Genomic DNA, 18,970 nt, shown 5'->3' on the forward strand with positions numbered 1-18,970 from the left:
AATGCGAAACATTCTCGTTTAGAATGGCGGCTCGTTTCCTGTCACACGCTGCGTTTGCCGCACACGCGAAAGGATGTACATGGTCACCGGTCTTGCTGTTCTCGGCGCCAGTTTCCTGTTTATGCTGATCGCCGCGTGGTGGATTTTTCGGCACCGATAGTTCACCACCCGGCCTGACCAAGGGCCTGCCCGTCCCCGTTCTGCCGAGCCTCCTGCTTTCTATACATGTCCACCGCAAGCGCCAGCCTCGCGCCCCCCATGTCTGCCACGTCCTCGTCCACGCCCCGTCGGTTCAACCGGCGCATCCTGATCGTGGCGGCCGTGGTCGGTTTTCATGTGTTCGCGCTGTGGGCCCTGCAAAGCGGCCTGCTGCGCCGCGCGGTGGAGATGGTCATCCCGATCGAAGTGCTGGCCGAGATGATCGAGCCGGCGCAGCCCATCGTCACGCCCGAGCCTCCGCCGCCCGCGCCGCCGGTGCAGCAGCCCAAACCGAAGCCACAACCCAAACCGGTCGCACGGCCCGAGCCGACGCCGCAGCCGGTGCTGCAGCAAGAGCCCTCGCCGACCGCACCGGTCGTGGCGCCACCCGAGCCAGCACCGCCTGCACCGCCGGTGGTGGCCAGCGAACCCGCTCCACCGGCGCCGCCGGCACCACCCGCCCCCGCGCGTGTGGAACTGCCGTCCAGCAGCGCCGACTACCTGAACAACCCACGTCCACCCTACCCCGCGCTGTCCAGGCGCATGGGCGAGCAGGGCAAGGTCATCGTGCGGGTGTTCATCGAGACCAACGGCACGGCCAGCAAGGCCGAGGTGCGCACCTCCAGCGGTTTCGACCGCCTGGACCAGGTCGCGGTACAGACCGTGCTGCGCTGGCGCTACGTGCCCGGCAAGCGCAACGGGGTGGTTGAAGCCATGTGGTTCAACGTCCCCATCAATTTCGTTTTGGAATAAACCACCTTCCCCAGGAGTCAGAGAACCATGGATCCGAATTTCGCTACATCGGGCTTGTCCCACGTCTGGACACAAGGTGACTGGGTCACCCGCTCGGTGGCCATCGTCTTGCTCATCATGTCCCTCTCCACCTGGGTGATCATCCTGTGGAAGGCACTGGACCTGCGTGCACAACGCGCACAGGCCAAGGGTGTGGAAGCCTTCTGGCACAGCGCCGACTTCGCCGACGGCCTGAACAAGCTGGGCACCTCGGTCGAAGGCAACCCCTTCCGCGCCGTCGCCCTGGAAGGTCGCGAAGCCACCCGCCACATCCTGCACAAGGACGGCCACAACGGCACGCCGCCGCAACGCCAGCTGCACGACAGCCTGGACGTGAGCGACTGGGTCGAACGCTCGCTGCGCAAGAGCGTGGACGACTACACCGCGCGCGCCCAGAGCGGCCTGTCGGTGCTGGCCTCGGTGGCGTCCACCGCCCCCTTTGTCGGCCTGTTCGGCACGGTGTGGGGGATCTACCATGCGCTGCTGAGCATCGGCGCCGCCGGCCAGGTGAGCATCGACCGCGTCGCCGGCCCCATCGGTGAAGCGCTGATCATGACGGCCCTGGGCCTGCTGGTCGCCATTCCTGCGGTGCTCGGTTTCAACGCCCTGGTGCGCGGCAACAAGAGCGTGAGCCACCAACTCAACCGCTTTGCGCACGACCTGCACGCCTACTTCGTCACTGGTGCCCGCGTGACCGGCGGCGGCACGGCCGACGGCAAGGTGCTGCCGATGAAGAAAGCCTCGTAAGGAACCGCCACCATGGCCATCGGAACCCAATCGGACAGCGAGGAGGTCATGAGCGAGATCAACATGATCCCGTTCATCGACGTGATGCTCGTGCTGCTGATCATCTTCATCATCACGGTGCCGGTGATCAAGCACGCGGTCAACATCGATCTGCCGCAAGCCAGCATGGAAAAGGTGCTGGACAAGCCGGAGAACATCCGCCTCTCGGTGGATGCCGACGGCGTGTACTACTGGAACGACCAGCGCGTGGAAGACACCGACCTGGAAAACCGCCTCACGGCCACCGCCGCCATGGACCCGCAGCCCGAGCTGCACATCCGGGGTGACAAGGCGGTGCGTTACGAGCGTGTGGCGCAAGTCATGGCCGCGGCGCAGCGCAGCGGCGTGCGCAAGATCGGCTTCATCACCGAGCCCGCCACACCATGACCCCGGACACCGCCTCCCACCCCGCCGTGCAGATGGCGGCCAGCCCGGCGCAAGCTCAAGCGCAGGCACACGAACACCCGTTGCAGGTGCCCGTGGTGCCCAGCGCCGAGTTGCTGCGCGGCCAGAAGGTGGTGTCCATTGATCACAACGGCTCGCTCTACCGGCTGCAAACCACGCGCCAGGGCAAGCTCATCCTGACCAAATGAAATGAGGCGCAAGGCCTCGGTCTGACTTTTTTGAATCGTGGGGCGACCCGGGGAGCACCCTCCCCGTGCGTCGTTTTTAGCCAGCCATGAGGTGTCTTACCTCAGTAGCCAGGCATTTTTTCCGGGCACCGCGGCCCGGAGGAACTCACAGGCCGATGGCCGAAATGCCGGCACGCGCGATCTGCGCGTCTTCGGTGGATTTCACACCGCTCACACCCACTGCACCCAGGCACTGGCCGTCCTTCATGATCGGCACGCCGCCTTCGAGCATGCCCGAGATGGCGGGCGCGCTCAGGAACGAGGTGCGGCCCTGGTTGATCACGTCCTCGTAGATCTTGCTTTCGCGACGGCCCAGTGCCGCCGTGTGCGCCTTGGCCGGTGCGATGTGGGCCGAGATGGCCGGCGTGCCGTCCAGGCGTTGCAGCCAGAGCAGGTGACCACCGTCGTCCACGATGGCGATGGTGACTGCCCAGTTGTTCTTCACAGCCTCGGCTTCTGCGGCGGCGGCGATGAGCTTGACGTCGGCGATTTCGAGAATGGGCTTGTTTTTCATGAACTTGGTCCTAAATGCGTGATCAGATGGAAATTGCAGACTGGAGCTTAACGCCCGGGCGCACCCAGGAACGATAACGCGGGGATTGCCGACCTACAGGTCACAAATGCCCTCACCAAAACAGCGTTGGTCGAACCCGGAGCGGCCCTCGCAGGCCCGGACCCTACAATGCCGTTTCGCCGGTTGTGCGTCATTCCGACGCGCAGCGACCGGCGACAGTGTGTCAGATGATGAAGGAGATCACCACCATGACCGACCACGTACAACCCAGCGGCCGCTTCGGCACCGCCGTTTCCACCGACGCGCTGCGCAACAAAGTCATGCGCAACACCTACTGGCTGCTGGCCCTGTCCATGCTGCCGACCGTGTTGGGCGCCTGGATCGGCGTGCAGACCGGCATCACCGCTTCGCTGACCGGCGGCCTCGGCCTGATCGTGTTCCTGGGCGGCGCCTTTGGCTTCATGTTCGCCATCGAGAAGACCAAGAACTCGTCCGCCGGCGTGCCCGTGCTGCTGGCCTTCACCTTCTTCATGGGGCTGATGCTGTCCCGCCTGCTGGCCAGCGTGCTGGGCTTCAACAACGGCGCCAGCCTGATCATGACCGCCTTCGGCGGCACGGCCGGTGTGTTCTTCATCATGGCCAACCTGTCGACCGTGATCAAGCGCGACATCTCCGGCATGGGCAAGTGGCTGTTCGTCGGCGCCCTGGCCATCATGATCGGCGCGATCATCAACGTGTTCGTGGGCAGCCCCGCCGGCATGGCCGTGATCGCCACCCTGGCCATCGTGGTGTTCAGCATGTACCTGCTGTACGACCTCAAGCGCATCGTCGACGGCGGCGAAACCAACTACATCACCGCCACGCTGGGCCTGTACCTGAGCCTGTTCAACATCTTCCAGAGCCTGCTGATGCTACTGGGCATGTTTGGCGGCGACCGTGATTGAGCCTGCGGCGCCCCGCGCCACCGCTGAAAAAAAGGACCTTCGGGTCCTTTTTTTTTCGCCTTTGAAGTCGGTGCCGCAAGTATTTGCAGCGCGGGGCGTCAAGTTCGGCGTCCAGGCGCCGAAACAAGCATGAACGGGACACATACCATCATGCGACACACTGCCCTCACCCTCTGCCTCCTGGCCGCGTCCAGCCTGCTGACCGGCTGCGAAGCGCTGGGCATCGAGACGGCCACGCAGATCAACGCCAAGAAGGAAGCCGAGGGCAAGGCCATCGGCAGCGCCTGCCGGCACGCGGTGAAAAGCATCGAGGACTGTTTTGGCGCCTACCCCCGCGCCGGCAAGGCCGCGGTGTTCGCCGGCTGGCGCGAGATGGACCAGTACATGCGCGAGAACTCGGTCGTCGGCATGCCCGCCGAGGGCTCCAGCGCCGCCACCGAAGGCGCCAAAGCCGCCGGCGACGCGCAGAAGTCCTGAGGCGGCGTCAGCCCTGCGCTGGCAGCTCGGCGGCCGCGGCAGCCGCCACAGCGGCAGCATCCGCACCCGGCACACGCGACGGGTCCAGCTCGAACACCGCCATGCTCTCCACGTGCGCCGTGTGCGCAAACATGTTCACCACGCCAGCGGCCACGCAGCGGTAACCCGCCTGGTGCACCAGCAGGCCGGCGTCGCGCGCCAGCGTGGCCGGGTTGCAGCTCACGTAGACGATGCGCTGCGGCGGCGTCCAGCCGTTGCGCAGGGCCGGGTTCTGGTGCAGGTCGGCCATGGCCTTGGCGAGCGCAAACGCGCCTTCGCGCGGCGGGTCCACCAGCCACTTCTGCGCCACGCCGTCGGCCACCAGCTGTTCGGGCGTCATCTCGAACAGGTTGCGCGCGGCAAAGCTCGTGGGCGCCAGCGCCTTGTCGCGCCCCACCTGGTTGCGCGCCAGGTTGTCGCGTGAGCGCGCCACCAGGGCTTCGCTGCCCTCGATGCCCAGCACTTCGCCGGCCGTGGTGGCAATCGGCAGCGTGAAGTTGCCCAGGCCGCAGAACCAGTCGATCACGCGCTCGTGCGCCTGGGCATCCAGCAGGCGCAAGGCTCTGGACACCAGCACGCGGTTGATGAACGGGTTGACCTGGGTGAAGTCGGTCGGCTTGAACGGCATGGTGATGCCGAACTCGGGCAACGAGTAGGACAGCTGCGGCCCACCTTCGTCGAGCAGCTTCACCGTGTCCGGGCCCTTGGCCTGCAGCCACCATTGCACGCCGTGCTGCTGGCCGAAGGCGCGCAGGCGCGCCAGGTCGGCCTCGCTCAGCGGCTCCAGGTGGCGCAGCACCAGGGCGGTGACATCGTCACCACGGGCGAGCTCGATCTGCGGGCAGGTATCGCGCGCGTCCATGCCGAAGATCAGTGCGCGCAGCGGCAGCAGCATCTCGCTGATCGGGGCCGGCAGCACCGGGCAGACCTTCATGTCGGCCACATAACGGCTCTTGCGCTCGTGGAAGCCGATCAGCACCTCGCCCTTCTTGTGCACGTGGCGCACCGACAGGCGCGCGCGGTGGCGGTAGCCCCAGGCCGGGCCTTCGATCGGCCGCATCATGGTCTCGGCCTTCACCTTGCCGAGGTGCCAGAGGTTGTCTTCCAGCACACGCTGCTTGACGGCCACCTGGGTCGCCTCGTGCAGGTGCTGCATCTTGCAGCCGCCGCAGGCACCGGCGTGCAGGCCGAAGTGCGGGCAGCCCGGACGCACGCGCTGCGACGACTCCTGGTGCACCGCGGTCACGACGCCGGCTTCCCAGTTGTTCTTCTTGCGGTGCACGTTCACGCTGACCTGCTCGAAGGGCAGCGCGCCTTCGATGAAGACCACCTTGCCGTCGGGCCGGCGGGCGATGCCCTGGGCATCGATGTCGAGGGACTCGACCGCCAGCCAGCCCTCGGGCAAAGGCGTGGCCAGAGGCGCATCGGCCGGTTCGGCGCTGGCGGTGGTGAGAAGGCTGTTTTCGTGGGGAGAGGACACTGTCATGCCCCGATTGTCTCAGGCCGGCGGCCCACACCTTGCCGGGCAGTGGCCCGGGCGGCGCGCTACACCCAGGCGCGCAGGTATTCGTCCCAGTGCGGCTCGGACGGTGCCAGGTGGCCCAGCGTCTCTTTCACGAAGGCGATTTCCTGTTCGTACTCGGCCTCGGTGAAGCCACCGCGCATCTTCTGGAAGCGGCAATACACCAGGTAGGTGTTCATCACGTCGGTTTCGCAGTAGCGCCGCACCTCTTCAGTCTGCCCCGCGAGGTACTGCGCATAGACCTGCGAACCGTCCATGCCGAGCTTACCGGGAAAGCCGCAGAGCTTGGCCATGGCGTCCAGCGGCGCGTTGTTCTTCGGCGAGTACATGGCCAGCAGGTCCATCAGATCCAGGTGGCGCAGGTGGTAACGGCTGATGTAGTTGTTCCACTTGAACTCGCGGTCGTCTTCGCCGAGGTCCCAGTACTTGCTGGCCTCCACGCCATGGCGCAGGCCACGGTAGTGCAGCACCGGCAGGTCAAAGCCGCTGCCGTTCCAGCTCACCAGCTGCGGCGTGTGTTTCTCCACCGCATGGAAGAAGGTCTGCACCACCTTGCCTTCGCTCTGGCCGTCGCGGTCAACAAAGGAGTGGATGCGCAGGCCCTCGGCGTTGCGGAACACGCAACTGATGACGAGCACGCGCTGCAGATGCAGCGGCGTGAAATCGCTCTGGCCTTTTTCATTGCGCTCGGCGAGCCAGGCCGCGTAGACCTGCTCGTCGCTCAGTTCGGCCGGGGCACCGCGCAGGGCCCGCAGGCCGGCGACATCGGGAATCGACTCGATGTCGAATACCAGCACCGGCCAGGCCATGCCGAGAGGCCCTGCCGGATCAGCGCTTGGGCAGGTGGCCGAGTGGGTCGACCGGCTTGCCCAGGCGACGCACTTCAAAGTGCAGCTTCACGCGGTCGGTGTCGCTGCTGCCCATTTCGGCGATCTTCTGGCCCTGGCGCACCGCTTGGTCTTCACGCACCAGCAAAGCCTGGTTGTGGGCATAGGCGGTGAGGTAGGTGTTGTTGTGCTTGAGGATGATCAGGTTGCCGTAGCCGCGCAGGCCGGCACCGGCGTAGACCACCCGGCCGTCGGCAGCTGCCAGCACCGGGTCTCCCACCTTGCCGCTGATCGACACGCCCTTGTTGTTGGCTTCGTCGAACGGCGTGATGACCGTGCCGGAGGCCGGCCAGATAAAGGTGATTTCGTCGTTGCCGTTGGCCGCAGGCGCCGGTGCGGGCGCTGGCGGCGTGGTCGGCGAGTTGGACGCCGCCGGCGGCGTGGTTTCGCTCAGGGGGCGCGCTGCCACACCGGCGCTGGTCACCGGGCTGGTGACGGGGCCGCTGGGCGTGGCCGGGGTGGCCACGGCGGTGCTGGCACCGGGCGGCTGCACGCGCAGCACCTGGCCGACTTCCAGCGCATTCGGGTTGCTCAGGCTGTTCCAGGCCTGGATGTCGCGCCAGTTCTGGCCGCTGTCCAGCGCAATGCGGAACAGGGTGTCGCCGGCCTTGACCGTGTAATAACCCGGTTTGCCGGCATTTTCGGCACCGGGCATGGCCACCACTTCGGCCGGGCGGGCTGCGCCACCGCGGTCTTCCACCGGAGCCGGGCGCGAGACGCGGGTGGTCGAGCAACCGGCCAGCACCAGTACCGACACCAGCACCGACAGCAGCGCGACGCCTCGTCGCGCCGGCCGGCCCGATGCCTGGGGACCTGTCGACGACTGGAAAACACGCTTGTTCATGAAAACTCCCACAAATTGCAAGACTGGCTGGCCACACGCTCGGCCAGCAAGCCGAAAAAGAACCCGGGAGCCGTCCCGGGGATACGCCAGATCACGCGATGCCCGATTTTAGAGGCACGAAGAGCACGGCCTCCAGCTCGCTGCGCACGATGCCGGAGGCGGTCTTGTCGATCACCACCAGCTGCTGGCCACCCGAGGCGTTGACCGCCGGGGCGACCAGACGGCCGCCGACCGCGAGTTGGTCGATCCAGGCCTGGGGAATCTGGTTCCCGCCTGCGGCCGCGATGATGGCGGCATACGGCGCGCCCTTGGCGTAGCCCAGCATGCCGTCGCCGAACAAAAGGTGCAGATTGGACAGGCGGAACCAGCGAAGGTTCTCGCGCGATTTTTCGTGCAGGCCCTTGAGCCGCTCGATGCTGTAGACCTCGCGCGCCAGGTGGCTGATCAGGGCCGCCTGGTAACCGCAGCCGGTGCCGATCTCCAGCACCCGGCCGAGCTTCTCGGTGCGGCCGTTGCACAGCAGCTCCAGCATGCGCGCCACCACACCGGGTTTGGAAATGGTCTGGCCCAGGCCGATCGGCAGGCTGGTGTCTTCATACGCCTGGTTCACCAGCGCGCTGTCGACAAACCGGTGCCGCTCCACCGCCTGCAGCGCTGCCAGCACGCCCGGGTGCGTGACGCCTTGCGCCTGGATCTTGCGCACCATGGCCGCGCGCACGGCCTGCGATTCCATGCCGACACCCGACGGCCGGGCCGGGGCCACCGGCACGCGCACGGCCGCCGGAGCCACGGGCACACGGGCCGCGACGGGTGCCGCTGCGGGCGCAGTCACGGTGCGGAGGGGCGGCCGGGGCTGCTGCGGATTGCGCGCCACCGGTGCGGGGGCACCCGCGGGCAGGCGGGCCGGAAAGCCGGGCCGGGGTTTGGCAGCGGCCGCCGGGGCCGGGGCCTGCGCCAGGGGCAATGGCAGGGGTGCGGGGCGCTTCATGTGGCGGCAGGGTTCGCGGCGCCCGCCACGCGCTCGCCCAGGCTCGTCGACAGCGCGGCCGCTGTGGGTGCCCAGTAGGCCAGGCGCTCGTGGTCGGTCAGGTCCACCTGCAGCGGCGTGATGGTGGCGTAGCCCTGCACGGCGGCGTGGAAGTCGGTGCCCTCGGCATCGTCTTTCGCCTTGCCGGCATTGCCGATCCAGTACATGGTGTCGCCACGCGGGTTGGTCTGCGAAATCACCTGCTCGGCGGCATGGCGCCGGCCCAGGCGCGCGACCTTGAAGCCACGCAGCTCGGCCAGCGGCCGGTTGGGAATATTCACGTTGAGCAACCAGGGCGCGATGGGCGGCCCGCTCTCCAGCGAGGGCAAGAGCTGCGACACCAGGCGCGCTGCCATGCGGCCAGCGTCTTCCAGGTGGCCCCAGCCTTTTTCGGTTTGCGAGAAGGCAATGGCGGGGATGCCGAACAGGTAACCCTCCATGGCCGCGCCCACGGTGCCGGAATAGATGGTGTCGTCGCCCATGTTGGCGCCGTTGTTGATGCCCGAGACCACCAGGTCGGGGCGGTACCCCAGCAGGCCGGTGAGGGCGATGTGCACGCAGTCGGCCGGCGTGCCGTTGACGTACCGGAAACCGTTGTGCGCGGTCTGCACGTACAGCGGCGAATGCAGCGACAGCGCGTTGGACTTGGCGCTGTTGTTGTGCTCGGGCGCCACCACCTCGACCTCGGCCAGCCCCTTGAGGGCCTCGTACAGCGCCACGATGCCGGGCGCCTGGTAACCGTCGTCGTTGCAGATCAGGATTTTCATTGCCGCGATTCTAGGTTGATCGCCCCGGTCACGCTCGGGACATGAACGGGGCCTCACCCGCTGCGCAAGCGGCCACTCGCTGCCTATCATGGGACGGTTTCATGACAACCCGAACGAGGAATCCACCATGCATGCCTGGCTGTGCGAAAACCCTGTGGGCGTTGATGCCCTGACCTGGAAAGAACTGCCCACCCCCGAGCCCAAGGCGGGCGAGGTGCTGATCGAGATCCAGGCCGCGAGCCTGAATTTCCCCGATCTGCTGATCGTGCAGAACAAATACCAGATGAAACCCGCCCTGCCCTTCGTGCCGGGCTCCGAATACGCCGGCGTGGTACGTGCAGTGGGCGAAGGCGTGAAGCACCTGCAGGTGGGCCAGAGCGTGGCCTGCCTGAGCGGTACTGGCGGCTTCGGCACCCACACCATCGCCCCGGCCGCGCTGTGCATGCCGCTGCCGGCGGGCTTCCCTGCCGTGGACGCAGCGGCTTTCATCATGATCTACGCCACCTCGTGGCACGCCTTGATGGACCGCGCCGCGCTCAAGGCCGGTGAAACCGTGCTGATCCTCGGCGCGGCCGGTGGCGTGGGCACGGCGGCGATCCAGATCGCCAAGGCCGCAGGCGCGCGCGTGATCGCCGCCGCGTCCAGCGACGAAAAGTGCGAGCTCTGCAAGCAGCTGGGCGCCGACGCCACCATCAACTACAGCGTGCACACGCCCAAGGAAGGCCTGCGCGACGCCATCAAGCAGCTCACCGACGGCAAGGGCCCGGACGTGATCTACGACCCAGTCGGCGGTGACTTCGCCGAGCCGGCGTTCCGCTCCATCGCCTGGCGCGGCCGTTACCTGGTGGTGGGTTTTGCAAGCGGCCCGATCCCGACGCTGCCGCTGAACCTGACGCTGCTCAAAGGCGCCAGCATCGTCGGCGTGTTCTGGGGCGACTTCGCACGCCGCGAACCCAAGGCCAACGCCGAGATGATGCAGGCGCTGGCCGGCCTGTACGCCAAGGGCCAGCTCAAGCCGGTGATCGACCAGACGCTGCCCATGAGCGAGCTGCACAAGGCCTACGCAATCATGGGATCGCGCTCGGTCAAGGGCAAGCTGGTGATGGTGAACTGAAGCCGGTCAGGCCGCACTGCCCACGATGTGCTGCGCCAACTGCCAGATGGCGGCGCGGTGTGCGGCGGCAAGCGCATCAACCGAACGTTCCCCCAACGGCACCGACAGCTCGGCCTGACCGAGCACCGGCGTTGTGCCCGTGCCACCGGCGCCCGCCGGGCGGCGCTCGTCGCTGAACCACCAGCGCGCCTGCAGGTGCAGGGCCCGCTGCCCGGCGTCGGCCACCAGCGACACGATCTCGACGCGCAGACGCCGGCCCACGCTCACGCCGGCCGGCACCGGCCCGCGCCACACCAGGCCTGGGCCGCGCAGCAAGGCCAGATCGGCCACCAGCCGGCTCGGGATGCTGTCGCGCAAGGGTTCGGCCCAGCGGTGGCCCACCAGCGGCACCAGCGTGGCCGCGCCGCTGGCCAGCACCAGGGTGTCGCGGTCCAGCGCGCCGGGCAGGCGCATGTCGCCCGCCACTTCCCACACCAGGCCGTCACCGGGCCGGGCCGGCGGCACCGGGCCAGGGGGCTCGGCGCGCAGCTCGTACCAGCGGGTGGCCACCGTGGGCCCGCTGGCGCAACCGGCCAACAGCCAGGGCGCCAGGCACAGCCCGGCCAATGTCTTGCGCCGTTGGATCATGGCGTCACCTTTCTGCCGCGCAGCAGCGCATCGGGTTGTTGTTCCAGGGTCTCGGCCAGGTCGCGCAGCGCGCGGGCGGCCTTCGACAAGTCGTCCAGCGCACGGTCGGCGCTGAGCATCAGGCTGGAGTCACCGGCGGTGCTCTCGCGCAGGGCGCCGGCGGTGCGCGCCACCTCGTCGGCGGCGCGTTGCAGGTTCTGCACCAGCGGCGCGTCGGGTGCCAGCAGTTCGCCCATGCGCTCCGAGGTGCGGCCGAAGCCGATGGCCGTGCGGTCCACCGACTGCGCGGCCTGGCTCATGCCGTCCATGGCCTTGCGGGTCGATGCCAGCGAACGCTCCAGCTCGTCGGTGAGCGGGCCGACACGTTTGTCGAGGCGCTCCGATATGCGCTTGAAACTGGCGGTGATCTCGGCCAGGTCGCTCAAGGCCTGCTTCATCTGCGGACCGGAGACCACGGCGCGCGCCGACGAGGCGATGGCCGAGATGTCGTTGGCCACGCGGCGGAAGTCCATGCCGTCGAACTGCTCGCGCAGGTTCTGGATCGCGGTGGCGGTGGTGGGGATTTCGGTGGCGCCGTGGTAACTGCCTCGCAGGCTGCTTTCGCGCCGGGGCCGCAGATCGAGATCCACATACAGCAGGCCGGTGAGCAGGCTCTGCATCGACAGCTGTGCGCTCAGGCCGCGCTCGATCAGCGCCGGCAGCGCCGGCCCCTGTTGGCCGTCGCCGCGTTTGCCGTCCAGGCCGCTCACCGCGTCGCTGTCGAGCACCGCGATCACCGGGATGGAGTATTGGTCTTTCTCGCGGTCGTAGAACACGTCGATGGATTCGACGCTGCCCACCCGCACGCCGCGGAACACCACCGGCGCGCCGACCTGCAGGCCGTAGACGGAGCCGCTGAAATGCATCACCGTGCGTTCCTTGCGGGTGAACAAGTTGTTGCCCGCGAGGGCGATGATGGCAACCGCGATCAGGGCGATCCCGACCACCACGAAGCTGCCGATCAGCGTGGCACTGGCCTTGCGTTTCATGCTTTTCCTTCCGGTTGGGCTGCGGCGCCTCGCCGCAAAAATGTCTGCACGCCTTCGGGCCCGCTGCGCCGCAGTTCTTTCGGCGGGCCGAGCGCGGTCATGGTCTTGCTTTGGGCGTCGAGGAACAGCAGGCGGTCGGCAACGGTGAAGATGCTCTCGAGTTCGTGGCTGACCATCACCACCGTGGTGCCGAGGTCGTCGCGCAAGTGCATGATGAGTTCGTCCAGGTGCGCCGAGGTGAGCGGGTCGAGCCCGGCCGAGGGTTCGTCCAGGAACAGCAACGCCGGGTCGAGCGCCAGCGCGCGTGCGATGGCGGCGCGTTTCTTCATGCCGCCGCTGAGGTCGGCCGGCTCGGCATCGAAGCTGCCGGCCAGGCCCACCAGCGCGAGCTTGAAGCGCGCCGCGTGTTCACGCTCGGCAGCGTCCATGTCGGTCAGCACCTGCAGCGGCAGCATCACGTTTTCACCCACCGTCATGCTGCTCCACAGCGCGCCGGCCTGGAACATCACACCGAAGGATTGCAGCACGGCTTTCTTCGCCGCGGCATCGGCCGCGTAGAGGTCTTGCGAACCGTACAGCACCTGCCCCGCGGCCGGCGCCTGCAGGCCGATCAGGTGGCGCAGCAGCGTGCTCTTGCCGCAACCGCTGCCACCGGCAATGGCCAGCACCTCGCCGGGCAGGATGTCGAAGTTCAGATCACGCTGCACGAGCTTGGGGCCGAAGGCCATGGTGAGGTCTCGCACGTGCACCAGGGGCGCGGCCGAGCCGTTGCCCACCGGCGGCGCGGTGCATGGGATGTCGGGGGTGGTGCTCTCGTGGCGCATCTTCTAGAAGTCCAGCCGCTGGAACACCACCGTGAGCACCGACGCGGCGACCACGATCCACACGATGGCCTGCACCACCGACGCCGTGGTGGCATCACCCACCGCCTGCGCGCTGCGGCCCGCGGCCATGCCCTGCATGCAGCCGGCCAGGGCCACCAGCACCGAGTACACCGTGCCCTTGATCAGGCCCACCAGCACATGCGGCAGGCTCAGGGCCTGCACGCTGGCGTACACGTATTCCAGCGGTGTCACGCCGTAGATGCCCACCGCCACCAGCCAACCCACCGCCATGCCCACCAGGGCGCCGAAGGCGGTCAGCATCGGGCCGACGATGAGCAATGCCAGCACGCGCGGCAGCACCAGGAAATCAAACGGGTTCACGCCCATGGTGGTCAGCGCATCCACCTCCTCGTTGGCGCGCATGCTGCCGATCTGCGCGGCAAAAGCGGCGCCCACGCGCCCGGCCAGCACGATGCCAACCAGCAGCGCCGCCACCTCGCGCACCACACCGACAGTGACGAGATCTGCAATGTAGTTCTGCGCGCCGAAGCGCTGCAGTTGCGCCGCGCCCATGTAGGCCACGATCAGGCCGACCAGAAAACTCACCAGCGCCACGATGGGCAGGCTGCGCGGCCCGGTCTGCTCGATCTGCCACATCAGGTCGGACGTGCGCATGTCGCTGGCGCCGCGCATCCAGCGGCCCACCGACAGCAGCACCTCCCCCACGAAGGTGATGGACTTGCGGCGCTCGGCCCAGTAAGCGGTGGTGCGCGCACCGAGGCGCGCCACGCGGCTGCGCGGGCGGGCGGTGTTGGCGTCGGGGGTGGCGCGTGGTGTGCCATCGAGCGCGAGCGCCAGGATTTCCTGCAGGCCCTCGGGCAGGGACGATACGTCCACCGACACGTCGCGCTTCACGAAAGGATCCAGCTGTTGCCACAGGCGCGAGGCCAAGTGGGCGTCCCAGGACTGCAGCGCGCCCGCCGCCACCCGAACACCCTGCAGGCTGGTAGCGTCGGCCGGTGGTGCGGGCAAGGCGGTGCGGTGGCCGCGCCAGCCACCGCTGAGCTCCAGCACCGCGTGCGTGTCTTCGGAAAGCCAGCGTGCACCCGGGGACTGTGTCCCGTCTTTCACCTCGATCGTGTCCGACAAGGCATTTCCGCTCGAGGCATCGTGCATGCAGGGACCCATTCAGCTTCGGATTCAGGATTCTATCGGCCGAGCCCCGCGCAAACACCCCGCAGCTGTAGGACAAAGCCGCGTCGCTTTGCACCGGCCGGAGCACAGCCCGCTTTGTCCGCTACAAACAGCATGTGAACAACCAACATCGATACCCGTCTGCCCGCAACAATCCGGCCTGCGCCACCGGTGTGGAAGGGGCCGCATGATGCGGCGCACGCGCATCGCGCTGACCGTGGCGGGCGTGTTCGCCGCGCTCGGCGTGGGCGTGTGGTGGGGTGAGCACAGCGGCTGGCCGATGCTGCGCCAGCCGATCGAAAACGCGGCCACGCGCGGCGCCGGTGTGCCGGTGCAGTTGCAGGGGCGTGTGCGCACCCACCTGCTGTGGAACCCACGGCTGGAGGTCGACACGCTGCAGATCGCGTCCGACCCGCGTTTCGGCGCTCCCCATCTGCTGCACGCCAACCACGTGATGCTGGCCTGGCAATGGGGCGACATCTGGCGCTGGCACCGGGGCGGCCGCCTGCACCTGCAGGCCTTGCACGCCGGTGATCTCGACGCACAGCTGATGCGCATGGCCGATGGCGATGCCAACTGGCAACTGGGTGCGAAGGACGAAGCAGCCCCCAAAGACCCGCACGCAGACCCCATGGCCTCCATGCCGCGTTTTGGCTCGCTGCAGGTCGGGCAGGGCCAGGTGCTGTTGAAAGACCAGGCGCAGGACATTGACCTCGACATCCGCGTGAAGGGCCGCGAAGGCGACGCCGTGAGCAGCGCAACAGCGGGCTACGACGCCACCATCGACGGCCGTTACCGCACCATGCCGATGAAGCTCAAGGTGCACGCAGGCAGCACGCTGCCGCTGCTGCAAGACCCCGAAATCTCACCCGACGCGCCCTGGGTGCCGGTGCGCGTGGAAGGCACGGTAGCCGCGGCCCGCTTGTTGTTCGACGGCCAGACCGCTGCCCTGCTCGGCACGCCACGGCTGCAAGGCCAACTGGAGTTCCAGGGCCGCTCGCTGGCCGAGGTGGGCAAGCCGCTGGGCATCACCCTGCCGCAGACGCCACCGTTCGACCTGCGTGGCACGCTGGCGCACAACGCCGGCGTGTGGCGGCTGCAGGCCTCGCGCGCCTCCATCGGCAGCAGCCGCCTGGCCGGCGACTTGAGTTTTCACCAGCGCAGCACACCGAGCCGCCTCACCGGTGAACTCACCGGCAGCAAGCTGGCCTTTGCCGACCTGGGCCCGGCCGTGGGCGGCAAGGGCGCCGCCGCCGTGCCCGCGCCACCCGCGAACAATGGGCGCGTGCTGCCGCAACGTGACTTCGACCTGCCTTCGCTGAAGGTGATGGACGCCGACGTGCAGGTGCGCATCGACGAGCTGGACTTCGGCACCGATGCCATGGCGCCGCTGCGCCAGTTGCAGACCCGCATCCACCTGGACGGCGGCGTGCTGCGCCTGGACGATCTGCAGGCCAATGCATCGGGCGGCCACTTCAAGGGCATGACGCAACTCGATGCCAATGCCCAGCCCGCGAAGTGGCTGGCGAAGATGGACATCAGCGGCGTGGACATCGCCGGCTGGATGCGTGGCCTGCGCCCGGACTCGGCCACCGGCAAGGCGCCAGCGCCCACCGCCACCACCGCCTTGAAGAAACAACGCGAGCAGGCGCGCCAGGGTGGTGAGCAGGCGGTGCAGTCCTACCTGACCGGCACGCTGTCTGCGCGGCTCGACGTCACCGGTGCCGGCAATTCCACGGGCGACATCCTGGCCTCGCTCAACGGCCCGATGGACCTGCGCCTGCGCGACGGCACCATCTCGCACCTGGCCACCGAGGCCATGGGCCTGGACGTGGCGCAGGCCCTGGGCGTGCTGGTGCGCGGCGACCACCCCTTGCCGCTGCGCTGCGCGCGCCTGGACCTGCGGGCGCGCAATGGCGTGGTGGAGCCGAGGCTGGCGGTGATCGACAACCAGGACAGCACGGTGCGCATCACCGGCAGCGTGAACCTGCGCGACGAGTCGCTCGCGCTGCGCCTGGTGACGCAGCCCAAGGACTGGTCGCTGTTGTCGCTGCGCACGCCCATCACGCTCAACGGCAGCCTGGGCAAGCCCGCCATCGGCATCGAGGGCCGCCGGCTGGCGGGCCGCGTGCTCGGCGCGGTGGCGCTGGGCGTGGCCGCCGGCCCGGCCGCGGCGGTGATCCCGTTGATGGAGCAGGGCCAGAAGAACGAAGCCGACCCCTGCGAAGCGCAGGCCAGCGAGGCCGCACCGGCCGCTGGCGCCACGGCGACACCGAAGAAGCCCTGAACGCCGAGCCGTCACGGGGCCATCACGCACCGGGGCGACAATGGCCGCATGTCCATCACACCGCCCTCTTCGTCCCCTGCTCCCATCTCCCGCCTGCTGCAAGGCGCCAGCAACTTCCGCGACATCGGTGGCCACGTCGGCCTGGACGGACGCCGCGTGCGCCCGGGCCGCGTGTTCCGCTCCGACCACCTGGCGGCCCTCACGCCCGACGATCTGTCGGTGTTGCGTGGCCTCGGTGTCACGCACCGCATCGATTTCCGTGGCGTTGCCGAGAGCACGGCCCTGCCCGCCGAGGTGGAAGGCATCGGCAGCTTCGCCCTGACCATCGAACCCACGGTGGTGCACCGCGTGCAGGCCATGCTTCAACAAGGCCAGGAGCCCACCGAAGCCGAGACCGTGGCGCTGATGTGCCAGACCTACCAGAGCTTTGCGCGCGAAGGTGCGCCGGTGTACGCGCGTTTCTTCCGCCACCTGCTGGAGCAGCCCACGCCGCTGGTGTTCCACTGCACCGCCGGCAAGGACCGCACCGGCTTCGCCGCCGCGCTGCTGCTGAGCGCGCTCGGCGTGAACCACGACCACATCTTGCAGGACTACCTGCTCACCAACCAGCTGTACGTGCGCAGCCCGCTGGTGGCCATGCACGGCCCGGCCCATGTGCTGGACGTGTTGTGGGGCGTGCAGCCGGCGTTTCTGGACGCGGCCTTTCACACCATCCAGAACGAGTTCGGTGGCCTGCATGCCTACCTCGAAGGGCCGATGGGCCTGGGCGCACCCGAACTGCAGCACCTGCGCCGCGCACTGCTCGAAGCCTGAGCGGCCAGGGGCCGTCGCCAGCGCGGCGCGGCCCTCTACAATTCGCGCCCCAAGCCAACGCCCCTCCCCGACCCGATCCCATGCACATCACCGTCAACCCGGAACTCAAAGCCTACATCGACCCCCTCACCCCCGACGAACACGACGCACTGGAGCGCAGCATCCTGGCCGAAGGCTGCCGCGACGCGCTGGTGCTGTGGGGCGACCTGCTGGTGGACGGGCACAACCGCTACGGCATCTGCCAGAAACACGGCCTGCCTTTCGAGACCGTGCAGAACACGCGCTTCCAGTCCATGGAAGACGTGCACCTGTGGATGATTGACCAGCACCTGGGCCGGCGCAGCGTGTCCGACTTCCAGCGCGGCGTGCTGGCCTTGCGCAAGCGCGAAATCATGACCGAGCGGCGCGCGCGTTTTCTCGCTGCAGCCCCGTCACCCGACGAGGTGGCACCCGATGCCTCGGCACACGCACTCGACACCCCCGACCACCCCGACGCACCCCCCGCCAAACCGCTGCGCAGCCGCGAAGACATCGCCAAGGCCGCGCGCCTGAGCAGCAGCCAGGTGGTGATGATCGAGAAGATCCAGAAGCAGGCCGCACCCGAGCTGGTGGACGCGATCAAGACCGGCGCCATCTCGCTCAACGCGGCCGCGGTGGTTGCCAGCCTGCCGGCCGAAGAACAGAAGGCCGCCGCCATCGCCGGCAAGGACGAGCTCAAGCTCGCCGCCAAACGTGTGCGCGAGGCGCGCCGCAAACCGTCTGAAGCCGAGGCATCCGAAGCCGCGCCCGCAGAGACCTCGCCGGCACCCGACGAACTCACGGCGCTGCGCGCACAGGTGCGTGAACTGCAGGCCGAAAACGCCGCGCTGCGCGCGCAGCTGCAGGCACTGGGCGCCGAGCCTGCCGAAGCCCCACCCTTCTGAGCGAACGACACCCGCCTGAACCAGGCGGCGTGAGGCGTTGCCGCGCGGCCCTAGACTCACGTCTCTTTGACTTTTTCTTTTCCCTTCACTTTTCACTCATGAGCAAGCAAGCAATCTCTCTCTTCACCGCACGCCGCACCCAGTACGCCCTCGGCAAAAACCTGCCCATCGCGGAATCTGAAGTTGATGCCCTGATCCGCCAGGCGATCCGCCTCGCGCCCTCCTCTTTCAACTCCCAGAGTTCACGCGCCGTCATCCTGTTCGGTGCGGCCAGCGAGCATCTCTGGAAGAACATCACCAAGGAAATCCTGCGGCCCATGGTGCCCGCCGATGCCTTCGCCTCGACCGATGCCAAGATGGACTCCTTCGCGGCAGGTGCCGGCACCGTGCTGTTCTACGAAGACCAGGCCACCATCCAGGATCTCCAGCAGAAGTTCCCGCTGTACGCAGACAACTTCCCGACCTTCTCCGAGCACTCCGCCGGCATGGCCCAGTTTGCGGTCTGGACCGCACTGGCCGAAGCGGGCATCGGCGCCAGCCTGCAGCACTACGCGCCGCTGATCGATGCGGAAGTGGCCCGCAACTGGGACGTGCCGGCGTCCTGGAAGCTGCGCGCCCAGATGCCGTTCGGCTCGAACGAGCAGCCGTTCGCCGAGAAGACCTTCATCGCCGACGAACAGCGCTTCAAGACCGTTCGCTGAACGGCTCGCATCGGCATTGCAGGCCGCAGA

Annotated in this window: 21 protein-coding genes; 11 read left to right on the forward strand and 10 right to left on the reverse strand. The window is 68.0% G+C overall.

Annotated elements, in window-relative coordinates:
• Window positions 1–258: 258 nt before the first annotated feature.
• Genes HPA01S_RS14870 through hemP form a run of 4 tightly spaced genes read left to right on the forward strand, consistent with a single transcriptional unit; the run spans window position 259 to window position 2,369 of the window.
• Window positions 259–951 (forward strand): energy transducer TonB, encoded by a 693-nt coding sequence (locus tag HPA01S_RS14870; protein WP_066271515.1) that lies wholly within the window; start codon window positions 259–261, stop codon window positions 949–951.
• Between the two features lie 27 nt (window positions 952–978).
• Window positions 979–1,737 carry a MotA/TolQ/ExbB proton channel family protein gene (locus tag HPA01S_RS14875; protein ID WP_066271517.1) on the forward strand — a complete coding sequence of 253 codons (759 nt, stop codon included), beginning with the start codon at window positions 979–981 and terminating at the stop codon, window positions 1,735–1,737.
• A 12-nt stretch (window positions 1,738–1,749) separates the two neighbouring features.
• Entirely contained in the window at window positions 1,750–2,163 is a 414-nt protein-coding gene (locus HPA01S_RS14880; protein WP_066271519.1) for an ExbD/TolR family protein, read from the forward strand.
• Window positions 2,160–2,369, forward strand: a complete 210-nt coding sequence (hemP, locus tag HPA01S_RS14885) for a hemin uptake protein HemP (RefSeq protein ID WP_066271520.1) — start codon at window positions 2,160–2,162, stop codon at window positions 2,367–2,369. The genes HPA01S_RS14880 and hemP overlap by 4 nt, the downstream gene beginning before the upstream one ends.
• A gap of 145 nt (window positions 2,370–2,514) precedes the next feature.
• Here hemP and HPA01S_RS14890 read toward each other — a convergent pair whose 3' ends face one another.
• Complete coding sequence (locus HPA01S_RS14890) at window positions 2,515–2,922, reverse strand: GlcG/HbpS family heme-binding protein (protein WP_066271522.1); 408 nt, start codon at window positions 2,920–2,922, stop codon at window positions 2,515–2,517.
• Between the two features lie 248 nt (window positions 2,923–3,170).
• Here HPA01S_RS14890 and HPA01S_RS14895 point away from each other — a divergent pair, with 248 nt between their 5' ends.
• Together HPA01S_RS14895 and HPA01S_RS14900 are read left to right on the forward strand one after the other, a co-directional pair.
• Window positions 3,171–3,866 (forward strand): Bax inhibitor-1/YccA family protein, encoded by a 696-nt coding sequence (locus HPA01S_RS14895; RefSeq protein WP_066271580.1) that lies wholly within the window; start codon window positions 3,171–3,173, stop codon window positions 3,864–3,866.
• Between the two features lie 150 nt (window positions 3,867–4,016).
• Window positions 4,017–4,343 carry a hypothetical protein gene (locus HPA01S_RS14900; RefSeq protein WP_066271523.1) on the forward strand — a complete coding sequence of 109 codons (327 nt, stop codon included), beginning with the start codon at window positions 4,017–4,019 and terminating at the stop codon, window positions 4,341–4,343.
• A 7-nt stretch (window positions 4,344–4,350) separates the two neighbouring features.
• Here HPA01S_RS14900 and rlmD read toward each other — a convergent pair whose 3' ends face one another.
• The 5 genes from rlmD to surE form a co-directional block, all read right to left on the reverse strand.
• Window positions 4,351–5,862: a 23S rRNA (uracil(1939)-C(5))-methyltransferase RlmD gene (gene rlmD / locus HPA01S_RS14905; protein ID WP_370670995.1), complete on the reverse strand. Its 1,512-nt coding sequence runs from the start codon at window positions 5,860–5,862 to the stop codon at window positions 4,351–4,353.
• 65 nt (window positions 5,863–5,927) lie between these two features.
• Entirely contained in the window at window positions 5,928–6,713 is a 786-nt protein-coding gene (locus tag HPA01S_RS14910; protein WP_066271525.1) for a 3'-5' exonuclease, read from the reverse strand.
• A gap of 19 nt (window positions 6,714–6,732) precedes the next feature.
• Window positions 6,733–7,635 carry a peptidoglycan DD-metalloendopeptidase family protein gene (locus HPA01S_RS14915; RefSeq protein WP_084360706.1) on the reverse strand — a complete coding sequence of 301 codons (903 nt, stop codon included), beginning with the start codon at window positions 7,633–7,635 and terminating at the stop codon, window positions 6,733–6,735.
• A gap of 91 nt (window positions 7,636–7,726) precedes the next feature.
• A complete protein-coding gene (locus tag HPA01S_RS14920; protein WP_084360707.1) occupies window positions 7,727–8,623 on the reverse strand; it encodes a protein-L-isoaspartate(D-aspartate) O-methyltransferase in 897 nt (298 codons plus the stop codon).
• Window positions 8,620–9,429: a 5'/3'-nucleotidase SurE gene (gene surE, locus HPA01S_RS14925; protein ID WP_066271527.1), complete on the reverse strand. Its 810-nt coding sequence runs from the start codon at window positions 9,427–9,429 to the stop codon at window positions 8,620–8,622. The genes HPA01S_RS14920 and surE overlap by 4 nt, the downstream gene beginning before the upstream one ends.
• 127 nt (window positions 9,430–9,556) lie before the next feature.
• Between surE and HPA01S_RS14930 the strand changes: the two genes are divergently transcribed.
• Entirely contained in the window at window positions 9,557–10,543 is a 987-nt protein-coding gene (locus HPA01S_RS14930; RefSeq protein ID WP_066271528.1) for an NADPH:quinone oxidoreductase family protein, read from the forward strand.
• A 6-nt stretch (window positions 10,544–10,549) separates the two neighbouring features.
• On the opposite strand, the gene HPA01S_RS14935 is transcribed toward HPA01S_RS14930, so the two are convergent.
• Genes HPA01S_RS14935 through HPA01S_RS14950 form a run of 4 tightly spaced genes read right to left on the reverse strand, consistent with a single transcriptional unit; the run spans window position 10,550 to window position 14,171 of the window.
• Window positions 10,550–11,170, reverse strand: coding sequence for a PqiC family protein (locus HPA01S_RS14935; protein WP_066271531.1), 621 nt, complete (start codon window positions 11,168–11,170; stop codon window positions 10,550–10,552).
• Entirely contained in the window at window positions 11,167–12,198 is a 1,032-nt protein-coding gene (locus HPA01S_RS14940; RefSeq protein ID WP_066271533.1) for an MlaD family protein, read from the reverse strand. Before HPA01S_RS14940 ends, HPA01S_RS14935 begins: the two co-directional genes overlap by 4 nt.
• Complete coding sequence (locus HPA01S_RS14945) at window positions 12,195–13,022, reverse strand: ABC transporter ATP-binding protein (protein ID WP_084360708.1); 828 nt, start codon at window positions 13,020–13,022, stop codon at window positions 12,195–12,197. The genes HPA01S_RS14940 and HPA01S_RS14945 overlap by 4 nt, the downstream gene beginning before the upstream one ends.
• Before the next feature lie 3 nt (window positions 13,023–13,025).
• Window positions 13,026–14,171 carry an MlaE family ABC transporter permease gene (locus HPA01S_RS14950; protein WP_245638667.1) on the reverse strand — a complete coding sequence of 382 codons (1,146 nt, stop codon included), beginning with the start codon at window positions 14,169–14,171 and terminating at the stop codon, window positions 13,026–13,028.
• A 232-nt stretch (window positions 14,172–14,403) separates the two neighbouring features.
• Between HPA01S_RS14950 and HPA01S_RS14955 the strand changes: the two genes are divergently transcribed.
• The 4 genes from HPA01S_RS14955 to HPA01S_RS14970 all read left to right on the forward strand — a co-directional run bounded on the left by HPA01S_RS14955 (window position 14,404) and on the right by HPA01S_RS14970 (window position 18,940).
• Complete coding sequence (locus tag HPA01S_RS14955; protein WP_066271535.1) at window positions 14,404–16,503, forward strand: AsmA family protein; 2,100 nt, start codon at window positions 14,404–14,406, stop codon at window positions 16,501–16,503.
• A 48-nt stretch (window positions 16,504–16,551) separates the two neighbouring features.
• A complete protein-coding gene (locus tag HPA01S_RS14960; RefSeq protein WP_066271537.1) occupies window positions 16,552–17,316 on the forward strand; it encodes a tyrosine-protein phosphatase in 765 nt (254 codons plus the stop codon).
• Between the two features lie 80 nt (window positions 17,317–17,396).
• On the forward strand, window positions 17,397–18,239 hold the full coding sequence (locus HPA01S_RS14965; RefSeq protein WP_066271539.1) for a ParB N-terminal domain-containing protein: 843 nt from the start codon (window positions 17,397–17,399) through the stop codon (window positions 18,237–18,239).
• Window positions 18,240–18,337: 98 nt separating this feature from the next.
• Window positions 18,338–18,940 (forward strand): nitroreductase family protein, encoded by a 603-nt coding sequence (locus tag HPA01S_RS14970; protein WP_066271540.1) that lies wholly within the window; start codon window positions 18,338–18,340, stop codon window positions 18,938–18,940.
• The last annotated feature ends 30 nt before the right edge of the window (window positions 18,941–18,970 follow it).

This window comes from Hydrogenophaga palleronii NBRC 102513 (genome assembly GCF_001571225.1).
Lineage (GTDB): Bacteria > Pseudomonadota > Gammaproteobacteria > Burkholderiales > Burkholderiaceae_C > Hydrogenophaga > Hydrogenophaga palleronii.